We start from the raw sequence: 26459 nt of genomic DNA on the forward strand, positions 1-26459 counted from the left end.
CATGGCCCGAACGGCTCCCGCAGACCCGCACGATGGCGAAGACGTCGCCACGCGTGTCGAGAATCGTTGGGCCATCACGATGGTGGGACTCGTTGCCCTGCTGGTGGCCATGGTGATCTTCACCGGCCTGCATTGGGCGACGATGCCGCCGTCCCGCGTCGAGACCATCAATCCGACGACCCTGCACGTGAGCGGCGAGTTTGTCGAAAGCAACCTCGGCAGCGCCGTGGAGCCCGACGGTTCCGTCACGGTGCGGATCATCGGACAGCAATATTCGTTTACCCCGCAATGCATCGCCGTTCCCGCAAAAACGCCCATCACTTTCCGCGTCACCAGCGCGGACGTGATCCACGGCATGCTCATCACCGGCACCAATATCAACTCGATGGTCTCGCCCGGCTATGTGTCCACGTTCAAGACGACCTTCGACAAACCGGGCGATCACCTGATGCCGTGCCATGAGTTCTGCGGCGTGGGACACGAAGGCATGTGGGCGAACGTCAAGGTGGTCGAGCCGGACGCTTTCGCGAAACTGGTCGGCCCCACCAGGAGAGCCAGCTGTGATCTATAACAAGCGGCTCATCCTCGCGCACTTCTGGCTGGCCTTCGGCCTGTTCGCCGTCGCCATCCTGCTCGGCGAATGGCAGATGTTCATTCGTAGCCCGCTGCACGGGTGGCTGCGCAATGCCGACCTGTATTACCGGTCGGTCACGGCGCACGGCACCGTCATGGGCTATGTGTTTCCCACGCTTGTCGCGATGGGCTTCGGTTACTTCATTTCCGAGGCCGCGCTGGGGCAGCCGCTGGTCGGCAGGCGCTGGGCCTGGGCCGGCTACTGGATGATCATCGTCGGATCCGTCGCCGCCGTGGTCCCGGTGGCGCTCGGACTGGACTCGGTGCTCTACACGTTCTATCCGCCGATGATCGGCAACGCCTTCTACTACATCGGTGTCGTACTCGTCGTCGTCGGCTCGTGGGTCTGGGTCGCGCTGATGGGCATCAACATGGCCGTATGGAAGCGTGCCCATCCGGGTGCGCCGGTGCCGCTGGCCATGTTCGCCAACGTGGCCGGTGCGTATCTGTGGGCGTGGACGGCGGTGGGTGCCGCGCTTGAGCTGTTGTTCCAGATTCTTCCCGTGGCGCTTGGTTTCGCCACCACTATCAATGCCGGGCTTTCACGCGTTCTCTTTTCATGGACGCTGCACGCCATTGTCTACTTCTGGCTGATGCCGGCTTATATCGCCTTCTACACCATCGTCCCGCGCGCGATCGGCGGGCGCCTCTATAGCGACAAGATGGCGCGAATCTCCTTCGCACTGTTCCTGGTGTTCGCGATGCCTATCGGCATCCATCACCTGTTCGCGGATCCGGAAGTCGGCTCGGGGTTCAAGGTGGTGCATTCGATCTTTACCGCCATGGTGGCCGTACCGACCCTGCTGACAGTATTCACCATCTGCGCTTCGGTGGAGATCGCGGCACGCCTGCGCGGAGGTCGAGGGCCCCTCGGTTGGGTGAAGGCGCTGCCCTGGAAGAATCCGCAGATGCTCGCGCTGGCGCTGTCCTTCGTCATGCTTGGCTTCGGCGGCGCTGGCGGCCTGATCAACATGAGCTACCAGCTGGACTCGACCATCCACAACACGCAATGGGTGACCGGGCACTTCCACCTGATCTTTGGTGGCGCGATCGTGATCATGTACTTCGCGCTCGCTTATGACCTGTGGCCGCATCTCACGGGGCGTGCCCTTCTGGATGGGCGGCTCATCCGCACGCAGCTGTGGCTGTGGTTCATCGGCATGATCGTGCTGACCTTCCCCTGGCATTACGCCGGTCTGTTGGGCATGCCGCGCCGCATGGCGTTCTACGACTATACGGCGCCGGGGATGTTCGCCGAGGGTGTCTCGGTGGTGATGTCGACCATCGGTGGCGCGCTGCTCGTGCTGTCGGCGGGGTGCTTCATTGCGGTGCTGGTCCGAAACCACTTGGCCGCGAGCGTGCAGCCGGAGCCCTACACCTTCAGCAAGCCCGTGCATGAGCCCGTGTCGCTTCCGTGGGCATTGAACGGCCTGACGCTGTGGGTGTGCCTGATGGTCGCATTGACGATCACCAACTACGGCTACCCGATCGTCCAGCTGATGATGACGCCGGAGGGCCGTGTCCCGCCGGTGTTCGTGGGAGGGCAACCATGAATGGCCCACTTCTTCGTAACCGGTGGTTTGTCGGCAGTGTCGGCGGGACGTTTCTGCTTATGGTCTTCTCGATTTTCGTTGGCTTCGTCTGGCTACCTTCCGCCCAGGACGACGCCCTGTTCAAAGGCCTGCTGAACTCGATATGCAGCGCCGCCGGCGTGCCCCGCTCATGGTACGAGGGAGCGAGCGCACCGGTGACCTCGGCGGTGAAAGTGTCGGAGGTGGTCATGACCCCAACGACGCTCGACGAGCCTGCATCCGGCGGTGGTGTCGGCCGGGGCGCGACGCTCGCACTCCGCTGCACCATGTGCCACGGGCTGCGTGGCGTGAGCTCATCGCAGACGCCGAACCTGGCCGGACAATACGCGTCGTCCATCTACAAGGAGCTTCGCGATTTCCAGAGTGGCGCGCGAGTGAGCGCCGTCATGGCACCGCTGGTCGTGAAGCTCAGTGACCAGGACCTGCGCGATCTCTCTGCCTACTACGCCTCACTTGCCCGTCTGCAGACGAAAGCCGCGCAGGATCTTCAATCGGCACCGGATATCGTCGCTACGGGCGCGCCGATGCGCAACATTCCGCCGTGCGGGTCGTGCCATGGCCGGCTGACGAGCAAGCTGGGGGTGCCGTGGCTGGATCCCCAGCCGCGCGATTATCTGAAGACGCAGTTGGAGGCGTTTGCGCATGGCACTCGGCGCAACGATACGAGTGCACAGATGCGGAATATCGCGCGGAATATGACGGCTGAGGAGATTGAGGCTTCGGTCGATTATTACTCGGGCGAGCGATGACGCTTAGGTAGCTTCTCTGCCGGCCCGCGTTTGCGCATACTCAGGCTGCCGCATGCTGCGGCTTTGCGCCCGGGGTTTCCAAGGATCAGCAAGGCGTATCGCGTTAGACGCCAGACCCCTGCCGCTGCGGTTGGTCTCCCCCCCGGCATAGGCGCGATGACTAACGAATCGCCGAGCAAATCTCCGAGACCGAAAGCTCTCCGTTCGTCAGCCGTCGCCGAAACTGATTGTTCGCGCCGATTCTCGGCAATCCTCTCGAGGCCAAACCTCCCTCCCTCTTTCCTCGACATGTTTCACGCGCCCTTGGTAGTACTCCTTCATCCTTTCCTTAAAAAGGACCGCTTTAGAGGGTGCTTCGTCAGGAATGCTCCCGCGAGCATCGCGCCACGGCGATTCAGCGTGCGTCATGTTCTCGAGCTGCTTCGCCGAGAGGTTGCCGTAAACGTCGGCCACCTCCATGAGGAGCGCGCCCTGATCCTCATCAAAGCATCCTTCGAGCGACCGGTCTGGAACATCGAGTGCATTCCAACCTTCGCCAGCAAAAGCGCGATAAACGCTAGGTGCGACCGGGCCATGGGCCCACGCCTGCATGTCTTCATCAAACATCGGCTTATCGAGAAATGCGAGCGACCAGGCCTGAGCGTAATAGACGAGCTTTTGGAGCTTCAGGTGAGTGATCGAGTCGCCAGCTGATCGATCCATGTTGCCGAGGAACCACGTTGCAACGTCCAATGCGGTGGCCATGAAAATGTAGCTCCCATGTTGATCCGAAGTCCTTGGTGTACAGCCATATGACTGTCTCGAGCCTCGTCCGACACGGATCTTAGCGACTCGGCATACGCACTAACAGCGGTACTAGCGACTTGGCCAGTAGGAATACAACCTCTCAGCAGCAAGCCAGCGCCGACACAATGAAGTCGCAATTCAGAACCCACGCAGCCAGCACAGTTTTTCAACGCGGAAACGATCGCCGACTGGGGGCAACACGCGTGCTCGGAACGTGCCGCCGCTCGCTTACTGATAGTGACGTCTCGTGTACTGGCCGTGGCAATTCATCGAGCGTTCTGAGATAAATCTACGTGCCAGTTCGCTTGACTCGCGCTGCGTACCAAGTGGGCCTCCACAGATGACACGCCGGAGCGGACGGAGATTGGCGTACGTGATGGCGCTCGGCTGTGCCCTTATCGCAATTGCTGTTGCCCTTTCGTGGTGTGCAGACCACGGGATTCTGATATCACGCTGACCGCTCATCGGGCATGCCGATGTTTTACGGTTCTCGTCACCTTCCCGCTGTGAATGTCGTCCTGCCGAACGCCCACAAAAAAACCCGCTTTCGCGGGTTTCTCTGCGATCCGGTGAGGTCTCCGGATCTGTGTTGGTGCCCAAGGGGGGACTCGAACCCCCACAGCCTAAGCCGCTACCACCTCAAGGTAGTGCGTCTACCAATTCCGCCACCTGGGCATAACTTTTACAGCGTGTTGCAGTGTTGCTGATTTACTTCTTGGCCGGCTCGGCGGGAGCCTTGTTGGCTTCCTGCTTCGCGGCCGGAACATCGTTGTTCGCTGCCGGGGCGGTAACGACGGGTGCCTGCGGCACGTCCGACGCGACCGGCTTCACCGGAGCGGTGTTGGCGGGAGCGGCCGGCACGGTAGCACCGGACATCACGCCAAGATCCGCGGCCGGCTGGGGCGTGCCCGAGCGACCGAGGTAGATACCCATGCCCAGGCTCAGCACGAAGAATAGTGCCGCCAGGACCGCCGTGGCGCGCGTCATGAAGCTCGACGAACCACGTGCACCGAACACGGTTGCGGACGCGCCGCCACCGAAACCGGAACCTGCATCCGCACCAGCGCCGCGCTGCATAAGAATCAGCACGATCATCGCCGCAGCTACAAGGATGTAAAGAACGCTGAAGAGGATGAACATATCTTCTGTTTGCCGTGTCGCGTTATCGACGCGCCGCGGCGCAAATTTCCAGGAAGTCGGAGGCTACGAGAGCGGCTCCGCCGATCAATCCCCCGTCTACATCAGGCTGGGCGAAAAGGTCGGCCGCATTGGCCGGCTTGACGCTGCCACCGTAAAGCACCCGGGTCAGGAGCGAGATATTAACATCCTTTTTTGCCACTTGGCTACGGATGAACGCATGAATTTTTTGCACCTTCTCCGGGGTGGCCGTGAGGCCCGTGCCAATGGCCCAGACCGGCTCATAGGCGATCACGCCGGTACGGAAAGCCTCCACGCCATAGACGTCGATCACGGCGGCTAGCTGGCGGCCGATGACCTCTTCGGCCCTGTCCGCCTCGTGCTCTTCGTGCGTCTCACCTACGCAATAGATAGGAGTAAGGCCCGCATCGCATGCCGTCCTGAACTTCTTCGACAGCAGCGCGTCGGTCTCGTGATAGTACTGGCGGCGCTCGGAATGGCCGACGAGGGTCCACTTGGCACCGACGTCGCGGACCATCGCCGCGGATATCTCGCCAGTGTAGGCGCCCTGCTCGGGATGCTCGGAAATCGTCTGTGCGCCGAAGCCCAGGCCGCGATCACCGTATTTATGGACCAGGTCGGCCAGGTAGATGATCGGCGGGATCACCAGCACGTCGACGCCGTCTTCCAGGCCCTCGACGATCTCGCGGACCAGGCCATCGGCCATCTTGCGCGATCCGTGCATCTTCCAGTTACCGGCGACGAGCTTCTTGCGCATGGGATTGCTTCCGGGCGGGGCCAAGGGGCGGCAGGATAGCGGCGGCTGGCCCGGCGGCAAAAGCTGCAACGCCGCAAAAGGCCGCCGAACACGACGTTCACCGAGGGTATCGCATAACCCTCGCAATTGACCTGCCCCGTCCCGCCTTCGATGATCCCCGCATGCGAACCCTGAGAATTTTCTTTACCGCCCTCCTTCTGACCGTCTCGGTCGCCGCCTTCGCGCAAGCGCCGGACGACGACCCGGGCAAGCAGATCGGTGATCTACGCACCCAGCTCGACCAGATCGAGAAGGGGATGAAGGACGACAACATCACCGATTCGGTGATCGACGACCTCCGCGGCAAGGCCGGCGACGTCGCCACGAAGTCGCAGAAAGTGTCTGGTTCGCTCTCGCCCAACCGCGATGCGGCCAAGGCGCGCCTCGACCAGCTTGGCCCCGCCCCGGCGACCGGGACCAAGGAGCCACCGGAGCTGGCTGCCACGCGCAAGGACGCCCAGAAGGCCTTCGACGCGGTCGATGCACAGATCAAGCAGGCCGACGGCATCACGCTGGAGGCACAGCAGACCACCAGCCAGCTGGCCGACCTGCGCCGCATTCGGTTCCAGCAATTCCTCTCCCGGAGGACAGCATCGCCATTTTCGCGTCCATTCTGGTCGGAGCCGGCGAAAGCGTTTCCTCGCGATTCGGCCAACCTGAGCGACTTCGGCGGTGGCGTGAAGGTCGATCTGGTCAAGAGCTGGACGGACGGGAACCGCGTCGCCCTGATCATCTGCGTGCTGTTCGGCGTCCTGCTGATGACGGGCGTGCGCTTCTATCTTGAGCAGCGCGCTCGCCACCTTACGGCGAACCGCATGCCCCCGGGCCGCCTGCGCCGCTCCGCCCTCATCCTCGGTATCACGCTGACCTCGGCGCTCACCACCGGCCTCGGCACCCAGCTGCTTTATCTCGGCCTGAACTGGGACGAGACCTTCAGCGACGACACGGACACGATGGCCAAGGCCCTCGTGCGCATCATCTTCTTCGGCGCCTTCATCGCCGGTCTCGGCCGCGCCCTGATTTCGGCCAAGCGGCCGTCGTGGCGCCTGCCCGCCATCTCCGACGAAACGGCACTCAGCCTGCGTCGCTTCCCGATGCTGTTCTCGCTGGCCGTGGTGTTGTTCTACTTCCTCAAGGAACTGAACCGCACGATCGGCACCAGCCTCGCTGCCACGGTGATGACGAGCAGCCTGCAGGCACTCGTACTCACCTCACTCACGGCGATCGGACTGGTGCGACTGAGCCGCTCGCATCATGTCGTCAACGAAGACGGCGATGCGCCAGCGCCTCGTCCGATCTGGGCCAGCCTGTTTATCGCAGCGGCGTGGATCGCCATCGTCGCCTCGTGGATCGGCCTGCTCACCGGCTTTGTCGCCTTCGCCTCGTTCATGGCGGGCCAGGTGGTGTGGACGATCATCGTGCTCTCGGCCACGTATCTGGCGATGCGCCTGGTCGACGATCTGTTCGAGACGTTGCTGTCCGAGAAGGGCCCGATGAGCGCGCGTGCGCAGGCCATCTTCGGCACGCATCCGCGCCTGCTCGACCAGGCAGGTGTGTTGCTCTCGGGCATCGTGCGCCTGGGCCTCTTCATGTTCGGCCTCGTCGCGGTCATCTCGGGCTTCGGCGCCGGTGCGTCGGACATCCTCACGCTCGGCACCAAGCTGCAGACGCTGAAGATCTACAACTTCGAGTTCAAGCCGGACCAGATCCTCACGGCGATCGGCCTCTTCTTCCTCGGCCTGCTCGCCGTACGCGTGATCAAGAACTGGATGTCCGAGCAGTACCTGCCGCGGACCAACCTCGATCCCGGCATGCGCAGCTCGTTGACGACGCTGCTGGGCTATGTCGGTGTCGTCATCGTCGTGGCGATCGCCCTACTGGCGATGGGACTTTCGGTACAGAACGTGGCGTGGGTGGCTTCCGCCCTCTCCGTGGGTATCGGTTTTGGTTTGCAAGCGATCGTCTCGAACTTCATCTCGGGCCTGATCCTGCTGGCGGAGCGGCCAGTGAAGGTGGGCGACTGGGTGGTGCTCGACGATGCCGAGGGTGATATCCGCCGCATCAACGTGCGTGCTACGGAAATCCAGGTGGCCGACCGTTCGACGATCATCGTGCCGAACTCGTCATTCATCACCAAGCCCGTGCGCAACATGACCATGGCTAATCCGCAGGGTCGCGTGTTGATCAAGCTGCCGATGCCGCTCGATACGGATCCGATGGAAGCGCGCGAGCACATGCTCGAGTCCATGCACAAGCACAAGCAGGTGCTGGAGACGCCGGCGCCGTCGGTGACGCTGGATAACATCGACCGCGCGGCGATGACATTCTCGCTGACGTGCTATGTGGGCGGGCCGCGCGACGTGGGAAACGTGAAGAGCGATTTGCTGTTCGACATCATTGCACGCTTGCGCAGTTCGGATATCCCGTTGCTGCGGCCGCAGGACCTGGTGTTGCGTGGCGGCGGGAACATGTCGGATATCGTGGGGCCGACGGCCGATTCGGCGCCTAAGGCGTCGACGGATGATCCGGCGGGGTGATGGGCTAGCACCCTTTCGCCGCTGAAGCGGCTCCCACACAGAGCGCGTGCCATGTGGGAGCCGCTTCAGCGGCGATGCTTTTACTTGGAAGCCTCAACCGGCACAAGCCGCAAATCCTGGAAGTCGAAGCTGAAGTCGGTCAGCGGAGACACCGGCTCCATCCGCACTTCCCTTACCTTCCCGTCTGCATCCAGGTTGAAGTTAACGAACGCGTCGCCGTTGAGCGAGCGATCGCTCCAGTGTGCGATGAAGGTGTCGTGCTGCCAGGGATCGAGGGTGCCGGTGAGCTGGGCGGTCTTGCTAAAGCTCATCACCAGCTTGCCGCCCTGCTTGCTCACCTTGACGTCGCCATACCAGGGATCGCGATACGTGCCGACATAGCCGTCCAGCGGGAGCGAGGGCTTCGAACCCTTCGCGCGTGCCGCTTCGTGCTTCTTCATGCTGTCGTCCGCGTTGCCTTCGGACTTGCGCACGCCAGCGGCATACGCGGCGATCCAGTCGGTCTTCGGCGCTTCCATGTACGCATCGAGTGCGCGCATCGTCACGGCCTGGAAGGCCGCACCGGATTCCTGGTTCGTCAACACCACGATACCCAGCTTCAGGTCAGGAACGAGCGTGACGCGCGAAACCATGCCCGGCCAGCCGCCCGTATGCCAGACCAGCTTGTGGCCGCGGTAATCGGAAACGAACCAGCCTTCGCCGTAGCCCGAGAAGTTCGGCTTGGCGCCTTTCAACTCCGGCACGCTCGGCTCGGAGATACGGATGGGCGTAAGCAGGGACCACATTTCGTTCTGCCGCGCCGCGCTGAACAGGTGCTGTTCCTTGCCTGCGCTGTCCTTGTAGACACCACCGTCGAGCTGCACGGTCATCCACTTGGAGAGGTCGTGCACGCTGGAGTAGATGCCGCCAGCGGCCTGATTGTTGTTCCAGGACATCGGCGCGACCGGCTTGAGGTCCTTGAAGTCGAACTTGGCGTGGCCCGTGGCAATGTCGTCGCCCGCACCGATGTGATCGGGTGCGTGTGTCTGCGATTCGGTCATGCCTAGCGGGGTGAAGATGCGCTGGGTGATGAAGTCGGCCCAGGGCTTGCCCGACACCTGTTCGATGACCAGGCCAGCGACGGCAAAGAGAATGTTGTCGTAGTTGTACTCGGCGCGGAAACTGTTGGTCAGCGGCACGTAACGCAGACGCTGCACCACTTCCTGCGTTGTGTAGGTCGTCGCCGGCCAGTACAGAAGGTCACCGGCGCCGAGACTGAGGCCGCTACGATGCGCGAGCAGATCGCGGATACGCATCTCGCGCGTTACGTACGGGTCGGACATCTGGAACCAGGGCAGCCGGTCGACCACGCGATCGTTCATGTCCAGCTTCTTCTCGTCGGCGAGGATCGACAACGAGGCGGCGGTGAACGCCTTGGTATTGGAAGCGATGGCGAACTGCGTATGCGCATCCACCCTGGCCGGGTCGCCCAGCTTGCGTACGCCGGAGCCCATCTCGAGCACGATCTTGCCGTCCTTGACGATGGCTACCGCGATACCCGGCACATCGAACTGCTTGCGCGTGGCATCGACATAGTCGTCGAAGTCAGCGAGATCCATCGGACGGGCAACCGTGCCGGCAGGCACCTGCTGCACCGGCTGCGCCTCCTGGGCCGACGCGGCAAGCGCGAAGGCGAAGCTGGTGACGCCGAAGGCGAGGAGATAGCGAAGACGCGGCATGGAGAGTCCCGACAGGAAAGAACGTGCCGGGACTATTCCATGCCGCGACGATCCGCGAAAGACCCTGTCAGCCCTTGCTCTTCTGACTGAAGAGCACGCTGCCGAGAATGATCGCGCCGGCAAGGGCCATTGTGGGGGTGAGGGCTTCGCCAAGGAACATCCAGGCCCATGCCACGCCGAACAGCGGCACGAGATAGGTTGAGGTCGCTGCGCGCGGGGCCCCGATGCGCTGGATCAGGCGGAAGTAGAAGGCATACGCCAGTCCCGTCGAGAGAACGCCAAGGGCGACGACGGCGATCCATGACTTGGTCGGAATAGGCGCATCCGGCCAGGTCAGTGCAGCCAGTGGTGCCATCAGGACGGTTGCGCCAAGCAGGCACCCCGCTGCAACGGCCGTGGGCGGCAGGTCGGAGAGATAGCGTTTGATCAGGTTGGCCGCGAGCCCATAGCAGAACGAAGCCGCCGCGCCGGCGAGTGCGGCGGGAGCGACGTTCTCACCCGCCGTGCGGCCGCTGGCGAGAATGACCACGCCGACGAAACCGGCGACCAGGGCGATGGCCTTACGCGTACCAATCTTTTCGCCGAAGCCGATGAAGGCGACCAGCGCAGCGAAGAGCACCGTCATGCTGTTGGCGATGGCGCCGATACCGGCCGGCGCGCGCTCCGCGCCCCAGGCAAACAGGGTGAACGGGACAGCTGCGCTCAATGCACCGAGCGCGAGCATTTTCCAAAGGTGTGAGAGGCGAACTGCCTTGCGGGCCTTCCAAAGCAGGGGCAGAAGGATCACCGAGCCAAAAAGGAGACGCGTGGCCACCATCGGGAAGGGGCCGAAATCCTTGGCGGCGACGCGCATGAAAAGGAAGGACCCGCCCCAGATGGCGCCGAGGGAGACGAGTTCGACCGGCGTGCGCCAGTCGCGTTCGGCGACCGGACCCAGGGAATCGGCGGGAGGATTGATGGCGGTCGACATACGAACCTCACTTGTGGCTAGCCTCCATTTTCGCTGGAATGGCGCGCTGGACAAGCGCATTCTTTGCAAGCCAGCCTCTCATATTATTCAGCCCTCCTATGCGATCCGCCCTCCTTCCGGCACTTGCCGCGTTCGCCTCCGCCGCCCGACACCAGAATTTCGCTCATGCGGCGGAAGAGCTGCACCTCACCGCGAGCGCCGTCAGCCATCACGTGCGCAAGCTCGAAACCGCACTGGGAGTGAGCCTGTTCCAGCGCCATGCCCGTGGCGTGGCGCTGACCCCGGAAGGCAGGCTCCTTGCTGATGCGGCGGGCTCCGCCCTGGCCGAGGTTGAAGCCGTGCTCGACAGCCTTCGGCAGCACCGGCGCGATAACGGGTTGCGCCTGAGCGTTCTGCCGTCGCTGGCGGCCAACTGGCTCACGCCGCGGCTGCGACGCTTCATCGACGCGCACCCCACCGTACGCCTGTCGATCGATACCGATCGCTCGCTTGTCCGCTTCGATGAAGGCGGGCCCGATCTGGGAATTCGCTACGGCCTGGGCCAGTGGCCCGGGCTGACGGCGCGCTTCCTCATGGACGACTCACTGCAGCCACTGGCGTCACCGGAACTGGCTACCCGGATCACGTCGCCCGAGGACGTCGCCACCCTGCCCTTGCTCACCGACATCGCGCCGGAAGGCTGGCGCGAATGGTTCAAGGCAGCGGGGGTGCGTTATCCGCGCGGCGGCACCATGCACACGCTGAGCGATTCGGCCGATGGCCTCAATGCCGCTGCTTCCGGGTTGGGTGCGGTGCTGGCACGTACGCGGCTCGCGTCGGCCCACCTGGCCGATGGGCGACTGGTCCGTCTGCCCGGACCCGAGCTGCCGACGCGCTACGCCTACTACCTGGTGCACTCGGCACACCGGCCGCCGACGGCCGCCGCACTGGCATTCATTGCCTGGGCGGAGCGCGAGACGCTGGAGCCGCGCACCTGACTGACGACTTCGGGGCGCCCATCCACCGACGGCATTACGTCACGCCGACGAACCCACCCGTCTGGTGCGCCCAAAGGCGGGCATACAGGCCACCGCGCGCAATGAGCTCGGCATGCGTACCGGTCTCGACGATGGCACCGTGCTCCATGACCACGAGGCGATCCATCCGCGCGATGGTGGAAAGACGATGTGCGATGGCGATCACCGTCTTGCCCTGCATCAGCGTTTCAAGGCTTTCCTGAATGGCCGCTTCGGCCTCGGAATCGAGGGCCGAGGTGGCCTCATCGAGCACGAGAATCGGGGCATCTTTCAGAAGCACGCGCGCGATGGCGATGCGCTGACGTTGTCCGCCCGAAAGCTTCACCCCGCGCTCGCCCGCATGCGCGTCGTAGCCGGTGCGGCCTTCGCCGTCCGACAACAAGGGCACGAACTCGTCCGCACGCGCCTTGCGGACGGCTTCGAACATCTCGGCTTCGGTAGCGTCGGGGCGACCGTAGAGCAGGTTGTCGCGAATCGACCGGTGCAGCAGCGAGGTATCCTGCGTCACCACGCCGATATTCGAACGCAGCGACTCCTGGGCGACCTTCGCGATGTCCTGGCCGTCGATGAGAATGTGGCCTTCCTCGAGATCGTACAGGCGCAGCATCACGTTCATCAGGGTGGACTTGCCGGCGCCCGAGGGGCCAACCAGGCCGATTTTCTCGCCCGCGCGGACGATCAGATCCAGCCCGCCGATGACGCCGCCCGCCTTGCCGTAATGAAAGTGGATGTCGTCGAAGCGGACTTCGCCCTTGGTCACGACCAGCGGCTTGGCGTCGTCGCGATCGACCACGGTGCGCTCCTGCGCGAGCGTGGTGATGCCGTCCTGCACGGTACCGACGTTGTCGAAAATACCGTTGACCACCCACATGATCCACCCGGACATGTTGTTGATGCGGATCACCAGGCCTACGGAAAGTGCCACCTGTCCCGTCGACACCGTACCTCGCGACCACAACCAGAGCGCGAGGGCACTGGTCCCGGCAATGAGCAGGCCGTTGAGCGAGGTAATCGAGAAATCCATCGAGGTGATCATGCGATTGGACGAGCGCACCTTGTCGGTCTGCTCGAGCATGGCCTCGCGTGCATAGGCTTCCTCGCGGTTGGTATGCGCGAAGAGCTTGAGCGTCATGACGTTGCTGTAACCGTCGACGATACGTCCCATCAGCTTCGAACGTGCTTCGGACGCTTTCCAGGAGCGCTCCTTCACTCGCGGCACAAAGAAGACGAGCATGCCGATGTAGCACGCGATCCAGAGGACCAGCGGCAGCGCCAGCAGCACGTCGGCCTTGGCGAACAGGTAGACCGACGTGCCGGCGTAGACCGTGACGTACCACATCGCATCGACGACCTGAACGGCGGATTCCCGTAACGACGGCGCGGTCTGCATGATGCGGTTCGCGATGCGGCCAGCGAAATCGTTCTGGAAAAACGACAGGCTCTGCTTCAGGACGTAGCGATGGTGCTGCCAACGAATCAGGTTGGTCATGCCGGGGTTGAGGGTCTGGTTCACCAGCAGGTCGTGCAATCCGATGGAGACCGGACGCAGCACCACCACGACGAAGGCCATCCAGAGCAGGGTCGTGCCGTGCGTCTGGAAGAACACCGCTGCCGGCGTCTTCTGGGCCATGTCGACCACCCGGCCAAGGAAGTCGAACAACGCGACCTCGATCAACGCGACGGCAAGGCCGACGATGAGCGCGACGGCGAAGATCTTCCACACCTGGCGCAGATAGTAGATGTAGAAACGCACGACACCCTTCGGTGGCGCCTTGTCCGGCGCCTCGCGGAAGATGTCGATCAGGGATTCGAACCAGCGGAATATCATGCGCTTATTCTAGCTCAGGCCAGCGTTTCACGTGCCCAGTGGCGGCCGCCGGCAATGGCCTGCAGGAACGCGCCGGTCATGTCCTCGCTGGCCTTGCCGGCCATGACCACCACGCCATGCGCCGCGCGCAGCTTGCCCTTGCCGGACGGAACCCCGGGCAAACCTTCCAGCAACTCCGCGCCAGCCCCGCTCGCGGCGATCGGTTTGCAGTGGCGCCAGCTGTCCCGGACAAAATCACCGACCTCGCCATGCCGCTTGAGCGCGTCGACGCTTCTTCGGCCACCGGGGATGTAGATCGCGTCGAAAAGGACAGAATCACCTGTGCGGAAGCTGAAATCCGCCTCCACCGTATCGTGGTGCGAAGGAATCGCGCCCAATTGCGGCGCAACGATTTTGACCCAGGCGCCAGCGCTCTCGAGGGCCTTGCGCATCGTGGCCAGGTCCCCACGGTCGTAGCCGTCGGCGAGCAGTACCGCCACCTTGCGCGTGGCGACCCCGTGCTTGCGCCCGTTGGCCATGCTCAGCGCAGGCGACGCGGGTACATCGCGTGCCGGCCGGGGCTGCAGTTTCATGGGATCCACGCCCACCGGTATGCGCCCATTGAGTGGGCCGGCGCCCTTGCGCGGCACAGGCATGCCCAGACCCTTGCCTACGCTTGCCGCCATGTCCGCGTCCACCTGGGCGAGCATGAAGAGCATGCGCTCACGTACCGTCGGCGACTGCACCTTCCCCAACTCGAACTCGAAAGCATGGCAGATGTGGTTGTACTCGGGCTCCGACTGGCTGTGCAGGAACATGCGTGCCTGCGTGAAGTGATCGAGGAAGGCATCGCTGCGCACCTCACGGCCGTGACCATGCGGCCGAGCGTGCCCGGATGCGGACGCAGTACTGCGGTTGATCGGCAGATCGGCGCTATCGACGCCTCTCATCCGGGCGTCCTGCGCATGCGCATAAGCCGCGACCCTGCCCTGCAAAAGCGGATCATCGGTCAGATCGATACCCGGCACGACGTGACCGGGATGAAACACCACCTGCTCGGTCTCCGCGAAATAGTTATGCGGATTGCGATCGAGTACGAGCTTGCCGATCAACCGCACCGGTACGACTTCTTCCGGGATCAGCTTGGTGGGATCGAGGAGGTCGAAGTCGAAGGCGTGCCTGTCTTTTTCATCGACCACCTGCACGCCGAACTCCCATTCCGGGAAGTCACCGGCGTCGATGGCGTCGAACAGATCGCGACGGTGAAAGTCCGGGTCGTTTCCCGAGATCTTCGTGGCTTCGTCCCACGTGACCGCATGCATGCCGAGCACCGGCTTCCAGTGAAACTTGACGAAGTGCCCCTCGCCGGCCGCGTTCACCAGGCGAAACGTGTGCACGCCGAACCCTTCCATCATCCGGTAGCTACGCGGAATGGCGCGGTCCGACATTGCCCACATGATCATGTGCATGGACTCGGGTAGACGGCTTATGAAGGACCAGTACGAGTCCTGCGCCGTGGCAGCTTGCGGCATCTCGCTGCGAACGTCGGGCTTGGCCGCCTGGATCAGGTCGGGAAAGGCCGTCGCATCCTGCACGAAGAAGACGGGCATGTTGTTGCCAACCAGATCGTAGTTGCCCTCCTCCGTGTAGAACTTGACGGCAAAGCCGCGCACGTCTCGCGCGAGATCGCTGGACCCGCGAAAGCCGGACACGGTGGAGAAACGGACGAAGACCGGCGTGCGCCGCCCGCGCTCTTTGAGGAAGTCCGCGCGGGTGAGAGACACCATGGATTCATAGGCTTCGAAATAGCCGTGGGCGCCGGCGCCACGTGCATTGACCACACGCTCCGGCTGACGCGCGTGATCGAACCGATCGAACCTCTCGTGCAGTGCAGAAGCATCGAACGGCGGCTTGCTCATGACGGACCTCATGCCTACGGCAGCAGGTCGGTTATGGCAGTGCCTTCGTGAATCGAGGGTCAATGCAAAGCAAGATTTATGCTATGTGCTGGTGCGTCGGGCCAGTGCCCTGTCGATTGCTACGAGACCCAAACCCAGTACAGCAAACACCACGGCGACGCCCAGGGCGTTTATCGACACGGCGCCATACCCGAGGTGATCGACGTCCATGAAGGGGTATGGATACTCATGCACGACAGCGCCGCGCAGCAGCGTCCAGACGAGATATATCAACGGAAACAGCAGCCAGCGAAATGCATCACGCCACACCAACGTGCCGTGAGGCAGGAGCACGGTCCACCAGAAAAGATAAAGGAACGGCACGACGTAATGCAGCGCGCGGTCAGCGACAAGCTGTGGACCCTGGAGGTGGAAACGTCCGGCGAGCACCGTTGCGTAGATGAGGCAGGTCACCGCGATACACAGTGCGGCGAGCCCGCGCACGCGTGGCCTCCGCCAGAAGCGCAGCGGGGCCCAGTTACCGCCCGTCGCCGCAGACGCGGCGACCAGGCCGACCAGTACGTTCGACAGGATGGTGAAGAAACTGAAGTAGCGCACCGTGGCATAGGGCATCGGGCCCGACCACAGGATCAACCAGTACTGCAGCATCAACGCCGGCCACGCGACGGCCGCGACAACGATCGCATAGAGATTCGAAATCGTGGCCGTGCGTGGCGACATGGTCTCAGCCGCCCTTGCCGGCGGCAGTGACGGCCCAGCTGTTGTTCGAGCGGTCACGATCCGGAATCACGTGATCCGGATCGATCGTCGCGGCGACGATCTTTCGCCCACCGGGTACGGTCAGGTCGAAGCTCTTGTGCTGCTGCCAGGTTTCCACCGGCACGCGGATATCGCTGGTCGTCTTGTCGTCGAAAGTGACCCGCAGCGTTGCCGGCATGACCAGCTGATCGCGGTTCTCGATGGTAACGACCGAACCATCGACCTTGGTGATCGCCATGTCCAGCTGCCAGTTGTTCGCATACCAGCCACGCCAGAACCATGAAAGGTCTTCGCCCGCCTCGCTTTCCATCAGACGGAAGAAGTCCGACGGCGAGGGATGGTGATACGCCCAGGTAGCGATGTACTTGCGGAACGCCGGATCGAAACGCTCCGGTCCGATGATCTGCTCGCGGAGTAACACCAACCCGAGGGCCGCCTTGAAGTACGTGGCAGGATGACGGTACTTCTCCTTGACCATGTCCGCACCGATCAGCAGGTTCGGTGCATCGGGGTCAGCCAGCAACGGGAGGATCTCGTCCACCGGGTTGCCGCCCTTCGGCGAATATTCGCTGTCACGCTTGGGCGCGAACTCGCCATGGTGGAACGCGTCCGCCTCGTAAACGTCGATGAACGTGTTGAAGCCTTCGTCCATCCACGCGTTACGGCGCTCGTCGGTGCCGACGATCATCGGGAACCAGGTGTGACCGATCTCGTGCGCGGTGACCATATGCAGCGGCTTGGCCGGGGCCTTCATCGGATCGAAGACGATGCCCGGATACTCCATGCCGCTGGCGGCGGAACCCGCCTCATTGACCGCGACGGGGTACGGATACGGGTACCACTTAGTGGAGAAGTGCTCGACGGAGGCCTTCAGGTACTCCGTGGAGCGGCCCCAGGAATCGTTACCGACGCTCTCGAAGGGGTAGACGGACATCGCCAGCGCCTTCTTCCCCTCGGGAAGATTGATCCGCGCCGCGTCCCATACGTAAGCCGTTGAGGCGCCGAAGGCGACGTCGCGAGTGTTCTTCATGCGGAACTTCCACGTCAGCGTGCCCGTCCTGGCCGGACGGCTGGCGGGGTCGGTGACTTCGGCCGGCGTGCGGATCATCACCGTCGCGTCGCTGTCGCGTGCCTTGGCCAGGCGCTCGCGCTGCGCAGCGGTGAGCACCTCCTCCGGGTTCACCAGCTCACCGGAACCGGCGACGATCATGTTGGCCGGTACGGTGATCGCGTAATCGAAGTCGCCGTATTCGAGGTAGAACTCGCTGTTGAGGAAGGGCGCGGTGTCCCATCCGCGCAGATCGTCGTAGACGCACATGCGCGGATACCATTGCGCCATCTCGTAGATGTTGCCGTTCTTCGAGGGCGCGAAACCGGTGCGGCCGCCGAAGTCGCCCGGCAGATCGTAAGAATATTCGATCGTCAGCGTGACCTTGCCGCCGCGGGCCGCGACGGGCTCGGGCAAACGCACCTGCATCCGCGTATCAGCAACGACGTAGCTGGCCCTGACGGCCTTGCCACCCTGCTCGAGGGTCACCGTGGCGACGCGATAGCCATCGGTATGCTGTTTCGGCGTGCGGCCCGAGGTGAAATTGCCGCGCGCATCAGCGGTATAGCGGTTCTGGTCCATCTGCAGCCAGAGCACGTCGAGCGCGTCCGGGCTGTTGTTGGTGTAGTGGATGGTCGCCTTGCCCACCATGGTGTTCTTCACCGGGTCCAGCGTCGCCGCGAGCTCGTAGTCCGCGTGGTTCTGCCAGAACAGCGGGCCCGGCATGCCACTGCCCGAGCGATACGCCGTGGCCTGCTGCGGATACGTAAAGGGCGCGAAGGTCTCGCGCGGGTCGAAAGTCGCGGCCGAAGCGCCCAGCGAACCCGCGAGGGCGAGGCTGGCGATCGACAGGCGGGCAACGTTTTTCATCGGTAGCACCTTGGGGACGACCCCTCAGCGTAACCGGCAAACGAAGCCCGCCTCTACCGTGCCGAAAGTCAGGGAGGCGGGTCGGGTCAGCGCACGTCGATCTTGCGATTTTCCCCCATGTCCGGCGTCTTCCCCGTCATGCGCGCCTTGAGGTAGTCAAAGGCGACGACCATCTTCGATGACGGGCCATCCCAGTATTCCGCGGTGTCCACGTCCACGCGGATCAGGGCCAGGTCCGGGTCGTCCTTGCCATCGGGGAACCATGTCTTGATCCACTCGTTCCAGTGAGCGTCGATCGCCGCGCGGTCCTCGACGACGACAGCACGCCCCGAGAGCGAGATGTAACTATTATCCGCCGCGCTGGCGTAGGAGACGTTGACCTCGCGGTGCGCCTCGACTTCAGCCACTTTTGGCGAGCTCTTCTGCGTGAAGAACCAGAGGCTGCCGTCGAATTCCTTTTGCGAGGCGCCCATGGGACGGCTGTAGAGGCGACCGTCGCGCTCGCTGGTCAGCATCGCAACGCGGGCGTCCTTGATCAGCGACCAGATCTTTTCATTGTCGTCTTGTCGATTAGTGGCCATGTCGCTCTCCAGGTGGGCTTTGAAGCCCCACGCTCCCATCCCGTGGCTGAAGAGGCCGTCAACTGAAGTGGCATCCGGGAAGACGCCGGACTCACATGCGGTTTACCATGGGGACCTGAATCCTCCCCGGAGCGCCGATTAGAGCGCCCCATCCCAAGGTATACCTTGCATCGCGCCACGGTATCCGCATATTCCCCACGTTGAACTCATCGAGGAACCCACGCATGAAAATCGGCTTGATCGGACTGGGCAAGATGGGCGGCAATATTGCCCGCCGCCTTATGAGGGACGGTCACCAGACCGTGGTCTACGACAATAACGCCAACGCGCGTGCCACGCTCGCCAAAGACGGCGGTGAAGCTGTCGACTCCCTCGAGGCCATGGTCAAGGCCCTGCCCTCGCCGAAGATCATCTGGGTGATGCTGCCTTCCGGCGAAATCACCGAGAACACCATCGCCACGCTCAGCGGCCTGCTCGGCAAGGACGACATCGTCATCGACGGTGGCAACACCTTCTACAAGGACGACGCCCGCCGCGCCGAAGAGCTCGCTGCCAAGGGCCAGCATTACGTCGACGTCGGTACGTCCGGCGGCGTGTGGGGCCTGGATCGCGGCTACTGCATGATGATCGGTGGCGACAAGGCCACCGTCGATTACCTCGACCCCATCTTCAAGACCCTCGCCCCGGGCGCCGGTGATATCCCGCGCACGGAAAGCCGCGATGGCCGTGATGCTCGCGTGGAAAATGGCTACATGCACGCCGGTCCGGCGGGCGCTGGCCACTTCGTCAAGATGATCCACAACGGCATCGAGTACGGCATGATGCAGGCCTTCGCGGAAGGCTTCGACATCCTGAAGAACCGTGACGGTAAGCAGATTCCGGAGCGCGAGCGTTACAGCCTGGACATGGCGGATATCGCCGAAGTCTGGCGTCGCGGCAGTGTGGTGTCTTCCTGGCTTCTCGACCTGACCGCCAGCGCGCTGGCCAAGGGCCCGGAGCTTGAGAACTACTCCGGTTACGTCGACGACTCCGGCGAAGGCCGCTGGACCGTCAACGCCGCGATCGAAGAAGCCGTCCCGGCCGAGGTGCTCACCTCCGCCCTGTTCGCCCGCTTCCGTTCGCGCCAGGATCACACCTACGCCGAGCGCCTCCTCTCGGCCATGCGCATGGGCTTCGGTGGTCACATCGAAGGCCGCGGCAAGCCGCCGAAGGAAAGCGAGCACTCCTGATAGCGAGCACTGCTGATAAAAAAACGGAGCCAGATGGCCCCGTTTTTCTGATGTGGAAGCCGACGAAAATGTCGGAGCCGACGAAAATGTGGGAGCCGATTCATCGGCGATAACCAGGTTGCGGCAAGCACCCTATCGGCGATGAATCGGCTCCCACAATGAATCGGCTCCCGGACTGAATCGGCACCCGCACCGAATCGGCTCTCACGCTGAATCGGCTCTCACCGAGGGAATGCTTCAGGCCTTGCCGTCGAGCTGGCGCAGGCGTTCCCGCCATCCTTCCGGCGTCTGCGGCTTGATGAACAGGGCCACGATCGGTAGGTTCGCCGCCTTCGTGCGCGCCTCGATCTCTCGCACGCACTCCTCGATTTCCACGGTCGTCAGCGCGTCATCGAACGCCGCGGACAACGCCACCAGCACATGGTCGGGTCCGACCTGCACCGTAAGCACGCCGTTCACTGCCTCGATCCCCGGAACTTCACCGGCGATGCTGCACACCTGCGCCAGCAGCCTCGGTTGAGCGGGCTCGCCAATCAGCAGGGCCTTGCTCTCTCGGGCCAGCAAGCTGGCGGCAGCGGAAAGCACCACGGCGATGCCGACCGACGCCCAACCGTCGATGCGCGGATCATTCAACGCATGCGACAGGTACACGCCGATCGCGGCGATGCCAAGGCCCAGCAGCGCCGCCGTATCCTCGAACAACACGGAGAACGTCGTCGGGTCCTTGGTCCGGCGGAAGGCTTCGAAGTACCCGTACTTCCCCTTCTTCCGCTGCACGCTCTTCAGCGAGAGGTACCAGGAGCTGCCTTCGAAGAGTGCGCTTACGGCCAGCACGATGTAGTTGGCCATCGGGTCTTTCAGCGGCTCCGGCGCAAGGATCCGACTGACGCCCTCGTACAATGAGAAGCCTGCGCCCAGCGCGAGGACCAGCAGCGCGACGATGAAACTCCAGAAGTAGAGCTCGCGACCGAAGCCCAGCGGATGATCCCTGTTCGGCGGCCGCTGCGAGCGCTTCAGCCCGTAAAGCAAGAGGATTTCGTTCACGCTGTCGACCAGCGAGTGCACTCCCTCCGAGAGCATGGCGGAGCTGCCGGTGAGCGCTGCGGCGATGAACTTCGCCACGGCAATGGCGACATTCGCGGCAAGCGCGACGAATACGACGAGTCGGGAGCTATGGGCCATAAGGGCAATCGTCGCCGTGAGGATGTGTTTCCCAAGTAAACCACGAGCTTTGTTCGTGGGGCATCCGGCTTCTTGTGGGAGCCGATTCATCGGCGATCCCGCGGCAGCGGGCGGGATTACGGCTAGCACCCATCGCCGCCGAAGCGGCTCCCACATGTAACGGGCATCCCCGCTTAAGCGGCTCCCACAACAAAAAAAGGCCGCGCTTTGCAGCGCGGCCTTCTCGTTTGCAGGAACCTGCCGCGAACTTACTTCGCGAACAGATGCTCCACGCCTGCGCGCTCTTCGCGCAGTTCCTTCTCGGTCGCATCGATGCGAGCCTGCGAGAACGCGTTGATCTCGAGGCCCTGGACGATGGCGTACTTGCCATTCTTCACGGTCACCGGGTAGCCGAAGATCACACCCTTCTCGACGCCGTACGACCCGTCCGACGGAATGCCCATGGAGACCCAGTCACCCTCGGCCGTGCCGAGCGTCCAGTCACGCATGTGGTCGATGGCAGCGGAAGCGGCCGACGCCGCCGACGACGCACCACGGGCCTTGATGATGGCCGCGCCGCGCTGCTGCACGGTCGGGATGAAGTCGCTCTCGTACCAGGCCTGGTCAACCTGCTCGAGCGCCGCCTTACCCTTCACCGTGGTCTGGTGCAGGTCCGGATACTGCGTGGAGCTGTGGTTGCCCCAGATGGTGAGCTTGGCAATGTCGGTCGAATGCGTGCCGGTCTTCTCGGCCAGCTGCGACAGCGCACGGTTATGGTCGAGGCGAACCATGGCCGTGAAGCACTTCGGATCGAGGTCCGGTGCATTCTGCTGCGCGATCAGCGCATTGGTGTTGGCCGGGTTGCCGACGACGAGCACGCGCACGTCGCGCTTGGCGTGGTCGTTCAGGGCCTTGCCCTGCGGACCGAAGATGGCGCCGTTCGCCTCGAGCAGGTCCTTGCGCTCCATGCCCGGGCCGCGCGGACGCGCACCGACGAGCAACGCATAATCGACGTCCTTGAAGGCGACGTTGACGTCGTCGGTGGCGACGATGCCAGCGAGCGTGGGGAACGCACAGTCATTGAGTTCCATCACCACGCCCTGCAGCGTCGGCAGCGCCGGGGTGATTTCGAGCAGGTGCAGGATGACCGGCTGGTCGGGACCCAGCATGTCGCCGGCGGCGATACGGAACAGGAGGGCATAACCGATCTGGCCGGCTGCGCCGGTCACGGCAACGCGAACGGGTGCTTTCATCTTTCGACTCCTCAGGAATATCGCTTGGGACTGATCAGGTGAGCTCGGCGAAGAACTCGACGATGCGGGCCATGCCCTTGTCGAGTGCCTCGTCCGGGCAGGAATAGGAGATACGCAGCGCACGCGGTTCGCCGAACGCCGAACCCGGCACGCAGGCCACGCCCTTGGTCTCGAGCAGGACGGCACAGAAGTCCACGTCCGACGTGATCTCAACGCCGTTGTGCTTCTTGCCGAACGCGACCGAGATATCCGGGAACGCGTAGAACGCGCCCTGCGGACGCGGGCAGACCACGCCCGGGATCGAGACCAGCGCGTTGTAGACGCGGTCGCGCTTCACGGCGAACTCGATGCACTTCGCCGCCGGCACGTCCTGCGGACCCGACAACGCGGCAACTGCCGCAGCGGTGATCACTTCCGGCAGACTGGTGATGTGGTTCGAGTTGAGCGTGGTCACGGCCTTGGCGACCGATTCCGGCGCGGCGATGAAGCCCACGCGCCAGCCCGGCATGCCGTAGGTCTTCGACAGCGAATCGACGAAGATCACGCGGTCTTTCAGCTCCGGGCGGATGTGCACGAAGTTGTGGTAACCCACGCCGTCGAACACCATGGTGTTGTAGATGTCATCGGTGATGATCCAGGTATCCGGATACTTCGCGATGACATCCGCCAGCGCGACGATTTCATCGCGCGTGTAGACCATGCCGGTGGGGTTCGACGGGTTGTTGAACAGGAAGACGCGCGGCTTGCGCGCCAGCGCCTCATCGAGCTGAGCCGGCGTGAGCTTGTAGTGCTGCTCGGGCGGGCACGGCAGGATGTTGATCTTCGCGCCGACGATCTCGGCGATGTCGAGGTAGCTGGTCCAGTACGGCGCCGGGAAGGCGATTTCGTCGCCCTCGTCCAGCAGGGCCTCGGCCAGGTTGTAGAGGATCTGCTTCGCGCCGACGCCAGTGGAGACGTTCTCGCGCTTGTAGCCCGTCAGGCCGAGGGCCTCGATGTGGCCGAGGAAGGCATCGACCAGTGCATCGGAGCCGCGGTTGCTGCCGTACTGACCGGAATCCTTCGCCAGAGCCTCGCGGGCCGCGGCGTAGACGTGCTCGCCGGGGAGGAAGTTGGGGACACCGATCGAGAAGCTGACAATGTCGCGCCCCTCGGCTTTCAGGCGCTTGGCCTTTTCGGCGATGACCATGATCGCACTGGGTTTGGCGCGACCCATTCGCGTGGCAAGCTGCGGCATCGTTTCCTCGGAGGGGGACGGGGCAAAGGCCGTTATTTTAACACGGGCGAGTAGGTGGGGCATCGCCGCTGAAGCGGCTCCCACAAAAGACCTGCGCGGACCTGTGGGAGCCGCTTCAGCGGCGAGTGTGGGAGGCACTTCAGCGGCGAGTGTGGGAGCCGCTTCAGCGGCGATACCGCGGCAGCGGGCCCATACGCAAAAACGCCGCCCGAAGGCGGCGTTTCAAACGCGGGAAAACCGGCCGCTTAACGCGCGTCCAGCACCGCATTCCACTTGGCGACATTGTCCGCCTGCTTCTCGAGCACCGCGTCCACGTCACCCTCGACAATCACCTTCTCGATGGTGTCGTCGCCAGCGATCTCGTTGACTACGGCCTGGTCTTCCGGGCCCACGACTTCGCCGAAGACGCTGTGCTTACCGTCCAGCCACGGGGTCGCACCGTGGGTGATGAAGAACTGCGAACCGTTGGTGCCCGGGCCGGCGTTGGCCATGGACAGGACGCCCGGCTTGTCGTGCTTGAGGCTGGCGTCGAATTCGTCGCCGAACTTGTAGCCCGGACCGCCACGGCCCGAACCCTCGGGGCAGCCGCCCTGGATCATGAAGTCGGGGATCACGCGGTGGAAGGTCTTGCCGTCGTAATAGCCGCGCTTGGCCAGGTTCACGAAGTTAGCCACCGTCATCGGGGTCTTCTCGTCGTGCAGGCGCAGGTGGATATCGCCCTTGTTGGTCTTCATGGTGACGTTGATGGTCATCGCAATTCCTGTAACTCGTTGAAAATCGGTCCAGTCGCCTCGTGCGACCGGCTCCGGGGGGCTGCAAGGCCACCAAAGATGGCGCCCTCTTCCCCAGAGTTCAAGCGAGAAAGCGTGATGGCGGCTCAGTTTTGAGGCAAGGCCAGCGTTTGAGCCGTCAGCGGACCGGGCCCGCGGGGTCGTGTATCACGCACGGCGGCGTCCTCCGGAAGCGCCCTACCCTCCCTTACGTGAGCCCAGGCGCGGTCCAGGGCCGCATAGCCGAAGGGAAGCAGAGGCGCATGGCGGTCGCCGAAGTCGGAGAACGCAAGAAAGGCATCGAAGTGCTGGGCGTATGGCACCTTCCAGAAGACCGGGGTGCGGCCGGCATCGCGCAACCAGTTCACATAAGGCTGCGAACTGAAAGCCACCGGGATGAGGCCGTCCTGGGTACCGTGGACGATGAGAATGGGCAGGCCTTCCCGGGGTAGCTCCGCCGCCGTGGCGTCAACGGCAGCACACAGCTGCTCGGCCTCCGGGTCTTGGCCGACCTGCAGGTCACGCAGGCTCAGCACGCCGGGAAGCGTCGGGTCGAGCGAGAGGTCCGTGCCCCCATCCAGCGAAATTCCCGTTCCGGGCGGCACACCCGACCCGTCAGCCCACCACGCGGCCCGGACGATGGCATCGATGGGACCGGCCATCCCGGCCGCGTGATGCAGCCGATAAGAAAAGCCGCCAGGCATATGAGCCGCATCGCGTTTCAGGTACGCCGAAGCATAGGCGACGGAGACGGCGCGCCACAGATCCAGCGATGTCGATGAGGCCGCGGTGGCCAGGACATCGTCCTGCCAGCCCCCTGCCCTGAGCATGGACAGCGCTTCTTCGGCCTGGGCGCCTGGAAGCGATGAGCTTAGCCGGCCGTGGGCCCGTAGCGCCGCGCCCCGCAGTACCCAGGCCGGCGGTGACGCGGCACCGACCCGGGCGAAGGGCACGTCGTCGAACTGGCGCGCGGACAAGGCAGCCGGAATCAACAGGGCAGCCTCGGTGGCGTAGTCGTAGAACGAGCGGGCTCCGCGCACATGGATATTTGGCTCCAGCGCGACGACGGCCGCGAGGATGCCGTCCTTGTCGTCACCGGCGGCACGAAGCACGGCCCCGCCGCCGTTCGACAAACCGGTGGCGATGATCGTCGTGTTTTGCGGGGTGAACGGTGCCTCCTCGGGGAAAGCGCGATCGAGCATCGCCAGGCCGAAGTGCGCCGCCTGGAGTACATGGTGCCCCCAGGCCGACTCGGGGTTATCTCCCGAATGCACGTGTTTCACCGCGATACCGGCATCGGCCGCCAGACCTTGCGGCTCGAACTCCAGCGGCGCCGAGCCGGCCCTGGCGCGCGTACCATCAAGCTGCACACCCGTCTTTTCGACAGGGTCGAAATAGCCCGCTCCGCCGGCCTTGTCCGTATAGGCCACGGCGCAGCCGCGCGGCAGGCCCCAGCCACCCGCCACGGCGATGGAACCGTAGATGCCGCGAGAGCCGGACGAAGCGGTGACCACGAGGCAGCGGCTCTTGCGATCGAAGTCGTCCGGCACCTGCACCAGGACGCGATGGGAGGCGCGCGCGCCGGGTAGGTAGGCGAACGTGGTGAACTCCCGACCGGGAACGTTCGGGACGCTGCCATACACGCTGCCGAAGCCGCCGCGCGGCCCAAGGTCCGCGATGCCCCTCCAACTGGACTGGATGGCGCGCCGGCGTAGTTCCTCCGGTGTCGGCGAGGCTGGCTGCGCGAAGCGCGTCGAGGCGCCGGCCAGGCCACGCAGTCCGAGTCCCGCACTCAGCAGGTCGTCACCCTCGCGATGCGTGGTGATGCGTACGTCGCCGAAGGTGTCGTTGACTGGCATGCGGGAAACCATGC

The 26459-nt window shown here is 63.8% G+C and carries 21 protein-coding genes and 1 tRNA gene; 6 read left to right on the plus strand and 16 right to left on the minus strand.

Going from position 1 to position 26459, the window contains the following annotated elements; translation table 11 throughout:
* Position 1 precedes the first annotated feature (1 nt).
* Genes ACVWWJ_RS15080 through ACVWWJ_RS15090 form a run of 3 tightly spaced genes read left to right on the plus strand, consistent with a single transcriptional unit; the run spans position 2 to position 2974 of the window.
* The gene (locus ACVWWJ_RS15080; RefSeq protein WP_159890630.1) at positions 2-571 is read left to right on the plus strand and encodes a cupredoxin domain-containing protein; all 570 of its coding nucleotides are present in this window, start codon (positions 2-4) and stop codon (positions 569-571) included.
* Positions 561-2186 (plus strand): cbb3-type cytochrome c oxidase subunit I, encoded by a 1626-nt coding sequence (locus ACVWWJ_RS15085; RefSeq protein ID WP_456968508.1) that lies wholly within the window; start codon positions 561-563, stop codon positions 2184-2186. The genes ACVWWJ_RS15080 and ACVWWJ_RS15085 overlap by 11 nt, the downstream gene beginning before the upstream one ends.
* Positions 2183-2974 (plus strand): c-type cytochrome, encoded by a 792-nt coding sequence (locus ACVWWJ_RS15090; protein WP_456968509.1) that lies wholly within the window; start codon positions 2183-2185, stop codon positions 2972-2974. The genes ACVWWJ_RS15085 and ACVWWJ_RS15090 overlap by 4 nt, the downstream gene beginning before the upstream one ends.
* Positions 2975-3181: 207 nt before the next feature.
* Here the strand turns inward: ACVWWJ_RS15090 and ACVWWJ_RS15095 are convergent, their stop codons facing one another.
* The 4 genes from ACVWWJ_RS15095 to tpiA form a co-directional block, all read right to left on the minus strand.
* Entirely contained in the window at positions 3182-3718 is a 537-nt protein-coding gene (locus ACVWWJ_RS15095) for a Panacea domain-containing protein (RefSeq protein WP_456968510.1), read from the minus strand.
* Positions 3719-4350: 632 nt separating this feature from the next.
* Positions 4351-4435 (minus strand) — tRNA-Leu (locus tag ACVWWJ_RS15100).
* Between the two features lie 33 nt (positions 4436-4468).
* Positions 4469-4900, minus strand: a complete 432-nt coding sequence (gene secG, locus ACVWWJ_RS15105; protein WP_456968511.1) for a preprotein translocase subunit SecG — start codon at positions 4898-4900, stop codon at positions 4469-4471.
* Between the two features lie 22 nt (positions 4901-4922).
* Positions 4923-5675 carry a triose-phosphate isomerase gene (gene tpiA, locus ACVWWJ_RS15110; protein ID WP_456968512.1) on the minus strand — a complete coding sequence of 251 codons (753 nt, stop codon included), beginning with the start codon at positions 5673-5675 and terminating at the stop codon, positions 4923-4925.
* Positions 5676-5836: 161 nt separating this feature from the next.
* On the opposite strand from tpiA, the gene ACVWWJ_RS15115 reads away from it, so the two are divergent.
* A complete protein-coding gene (locus ACVWWJ_RS15115) occupies positions 5837-8251 on the plus strand; it encodes a DUF3772 domain-containing protein (protein ID WP_456968513.1) in 2415 nt (804 codons plus the stop codon).
* An 80-nt stretch (positions 8252-8331) separates the two neighbouring features.
* Here ACVWWJ_RS15115 and ACVWWJ_RS15120 read toward each other — a convergent pair whose 3' ends face one another.
* On the minus strand, positions 8332-9969 hold the full coding sequence (locus ACVWWJ_RS15120) for a serine hydrolase (protein WP_456968514.1): 1638 nt from the start codon (positions 9967-9969) through the stop codon (positions 8332-8334).
* A 67-nt stretch (positions 9970-10036) separates the two neighbouring features.
* Positions 10037-10939 carry a DMT family transporter gene (locus tag ACVWWJ_RS15125; RefSeq protein ID WP_456968515.1) on the minus strand — a complete coding sequence of 301 codons (903 nt, stop codon included), beginning with the start codon at positions 10937-10939 and terminating at the stop codon, positions 10037-10039.
* Between the two features lie 98 nt (positions 10940-11037).
* Between ACVWWJ_RS15125 and ACVWWJ_RS15130 the strand changes: the two genes are divergently transcribed.
* Entirely contained in the window at positions 11038-11916 is an 879-nt protein-coding gene (locus ACVWWJ_RS15130) for a LysR substrate-binding domain-containing protein (RefSeq protein WP_456968516.1), read from the plus strand.
* A gap of 34 nt (positions 11917-11950) precedes the next feature.
* Here the strand turns inward: ACVWWJ_RS15130 and ACVWWJ_RS15135 are convergent, their stop codons facing one another.
* The 5 genes from ACVWWJ_RS15135 to ACVWWJ_RS15155 form a co-directional block, all read right to left on the minus strand.
* Positions 11951-13783, minus strand: coding sequence for an ABC transporter ATP-binding protein (locus ACVWWJ_RS15135; protein ID WP_159890610.1), 1833 nt, complete (start codon positions 13781-13783; stop codon positions 11951-11953).
* 14 nt (positions 13784-13797) lie between these two features.
* A complete protein-coding gene (locus tag ACVWWJ_RS15140) occupies positions 13798-15681 on the minus strand; it encodes a catalase (RefSeq protein WP_456968517.1) in 1884 nt (627 codons plus the stop codon).
* A gap of 81 nt (positions 15682-15762) precedes the next feature.
* The gene (locus tag ACVWWJ_RS15145) at positions 15763-16401 is read right to left on the minus strand and encodes a Pr6Pr family membrane protein (RefSeq protein WP_456968518.1); all 639 of its coding nucleotides are present in this window, start codon (positions 16399-16401) and stop codon (positions 15763-15765) included.
* A 4-nt stretch (positions 16402-16405) separates the two neighbouring features.
* Entirely contained in the window at positions 16406-18358 is a 1953-nt protein-coding gene (locus ACVWWJ_RS15150) for a M1 family metallopeptidase (protein WP_456968519.1), read from the minus strand.
* An 86-nt stretch (positions 18359-18444) separates the two neighbouring features.
* Complete coding sequence (locus tag ACVWWJ_RS15155) at positions 18445-18939, minus strand: pyridoxamine 5'-phosphate oxidase family protein (RefSeq protein WP_456968520.1); 495 nt, start codon at positions 18937-18939, stop codon at positions 18445-18447.
* 224 nt (positions 18940-19163) lie between these two features.
* Between ACVWWJ_RS15155 and gnd the strand changes: the two genes are divergently transcribed.
* The gene (gene gnd / locus ACVWWJ_RS15160; protein WP_456968521.1) at positions 19164-20168 is read left to right on the plus strand and encodes a phosphogluconate dehydrogenase (NAD(+)-dependent, decarboxylating); all 1005 of its coding nucleotides are present in this window, start codon (positions 19164-19166) and stop codon (positions 20166-20168) included.
* 237 nt (positions 20169-20405) lie between these two features.
* Here gnd and ACVWWJ_RS15165 read toward each other — a convergent pair whose 3' ends face one another.
* The 5 genes from ACVWWJ_RS15165 to ACVWWJ_RS15185 all read right to left on the minus strand — a co-directional run bounded on the left by ACVWWJ_RS15165 (position 20406) and on the right by ACVWWJ_RS15185 (position 26445).
* Positions 20406-21350 (minus strand): cation diffusion facilitator family transporter, encoded by a 945-nt coding sequence (locus tag ACVWWJ_RS15165; RefSeq protein WP_456968522.1) that lies wholly within the window; start codon positions 21348-21350, stop codon positions 20406-20408.
* Between the two features lie 248 nt (positions 21351-21598).
* Entirely contained in the window at positions 21599-22582 is a 984-nt protein-coding gene (locus tag ACVWWJ_RS15170; RefSeq protein ID WP_456968523.1) for a malate dehydrogenase, read from the minus strand.
* A gap of 34 nt (positions 22583-22616) precedes the next feature.
* Positions 22617-23816, minus strand: a complete 1200-nt coding sequence (locus tag ACVWWJ_RS15175; RefSeq protein ID WP_159890594.1) for a pyridoxal phosphate-dependent aminotransferase — start codon at positions 23814-23816, stop codon at positions 22617-22619.
* 245 nt (positions 23817-24061) lie between these two features.
* On the minus strand, positions 24062-24568 hold the full coding sequence (locus tag ACVWWJ_RS15180; RefSeq protein ID WP_456968524.1) for a peptidylprolyl isomerase: 507 nt from the start codon (positions 24566-24568) through the stop codon (positions 24062-24064).
* A gap of 125 nt (positions 24569-24693) precedes the next feature.
* On the minus strand, positions 24694-26445 hold the full coding sequence (locus ACVWWJ_RS15185; RefSeq protein ID WP_456968525.1) for a 3-hydroxybutyrate oligomer hydrolase family protein: 1752 nt from the start codon (positions 26443-26445) through the stop codon (positions 24694-24696).
* Positions 26446-26459 lie beyond the last annotated feature (14 nt).

The sequence above is a fragment of the Luteibacter sp. HA06 genome (assembly GCF_054061215.1).

Coding starts and splice junctions, on each gene's coding strand:
- ACVWWJ_RS15115 (WP_456968513.1), top strand. CDS start 5,837: ATGCGAACCCTGAGAATTTTCTTTACCGCCCTCCTTCTGACCGTCTCG.
- ACVWWJ_RS15185 (WP_456968525.1), bottom strand. CDS start 26,445: ATGCCAGTCAACGACACCTTCGGCGACGTACGCATCACCACGCATCGC.
- ACVWWJ_RS15090 (WP_456968509.1), top strand. CDS start 2,183: ATGAATGGCCCACTTCTTCGTAACCGGTGGTTTGTCGGCAGTGTCGGC.
- ACVWWJ_RS15135 (WP_159890610.1), bottom strand. CDS start 13,783: ATGATATTCCGCTGGTTCGAATCCCTGATCGACATCTTCCGCGAGGCG.
- ACVWWJ_RS15175 (WP_159890594.1), bottom strand. CDS start 23,816: ATGCCGCAGCTTGCCACGCGAATGGGTCGCGCCAAACCCAGTGCGATC.
- ACVWWJ_RS15145 (WP_456968518.1), bottom strand. CDS start 16,401: ATGTCGCCACGCACGGCCACGATTTCGAATCTCTATGCGATCGTTGTC.
- tpiA (WP_456968512.1), bottom strand. CDS start 5,675: ATGCGCAAGAAGCTCGTCGCCGGTAACTGGAAGATGCACGGATCGCGC.
- ACVWWJ_RS15120 (WP_456968514.1), bottom strand. CDS start 9,969: ATGCCGCGTCTTCGCTATCTCCTCGCCTTCGGCGTCACCAGCTTCGCC.
- ACVWWJ_RS15140 (WP_456968517.1), bottom strand. CDS start 15,681: ATGAGCAAGCCGCCGTTCGATGCTTCTGCACTGCACGAGAGGTTCGAT.
- ACVWWJ_RS15150 (WP_456968519.1), bottom strand. CDS start 18,358: ATGAAAAACGTTGCCCGCCTGTCGATCGCCAGCCTCGCCCTCGCGGGT.
- gnd (WP_456968521.1), top strand. CDS start 19,164: ATGAAAATCGGCTTGATCGGACTGGGCAAGATGGGCGGCAATATTGCC.
- ACVWWJ_RS15180 (WP_456968524.1), bottom strand. CDS start 24,568: ATGACCATCAACGTCACCATGAAGACCAACAAGGGCGATATCCACCTG.
- ACVWWJ_RS15155 (WP_456968520.1), bottom strand. CDS start 18,939: ATGGCCACTAATCGACAAGACGACAATGAAAAGATCTGGTCGCTGATC.
- ACVWWJ_RS15130 (WP_456968516.1), top strand. CDS start 11,038: ATGCGATCCGCCCTCCTTCCGGCACTTGCCGCGTTCGCCTCCGCCGCC.
- ACVWWJ_RS15170 (WP_456968523.1), bottom strand. CDS start 22,582: ATGAAAGCACCCGTTCGCGTTGCCGTGACCGGCGCAGCCGGCCAGATC.
- ACVWWJ_RS15095 (WP_456968510.1), bottom strand. CDS start 3,718: ATGGCCACCGCATTGGACGTTGCAACGTGGTTCCTCGGCAACATGGAT.
- ACVWWJ_RS15080 (WP_159890630.1), top strand. CDS start 2: ATGGCCCGAACGGCTCCCGCAGACCCGCACGATGGCGAAGACGTCGCC.
- ACVWWJ_RS15165 (WP_456968522.1), bottom strand. CDS start 21,350: ATGGCCCATAGCTCCCGACTCGTCGTATTCGTCGCGCTTGCCGCGAAT.
- secG (WP_456968511.1), bottom strand. CDS start 4,900: ATGTTCATCCTCTTCAGCGTTCTTTACATCCTTGTAGCTGCGGCGATG.
- ACVWWJ_RS15125 (WP_456968515.1), bottom strand. CDS start 10,939: ATGTCGACCGCCATCAATCCTCCCGCCGATTCCCTGGGTCCGGTCGCC.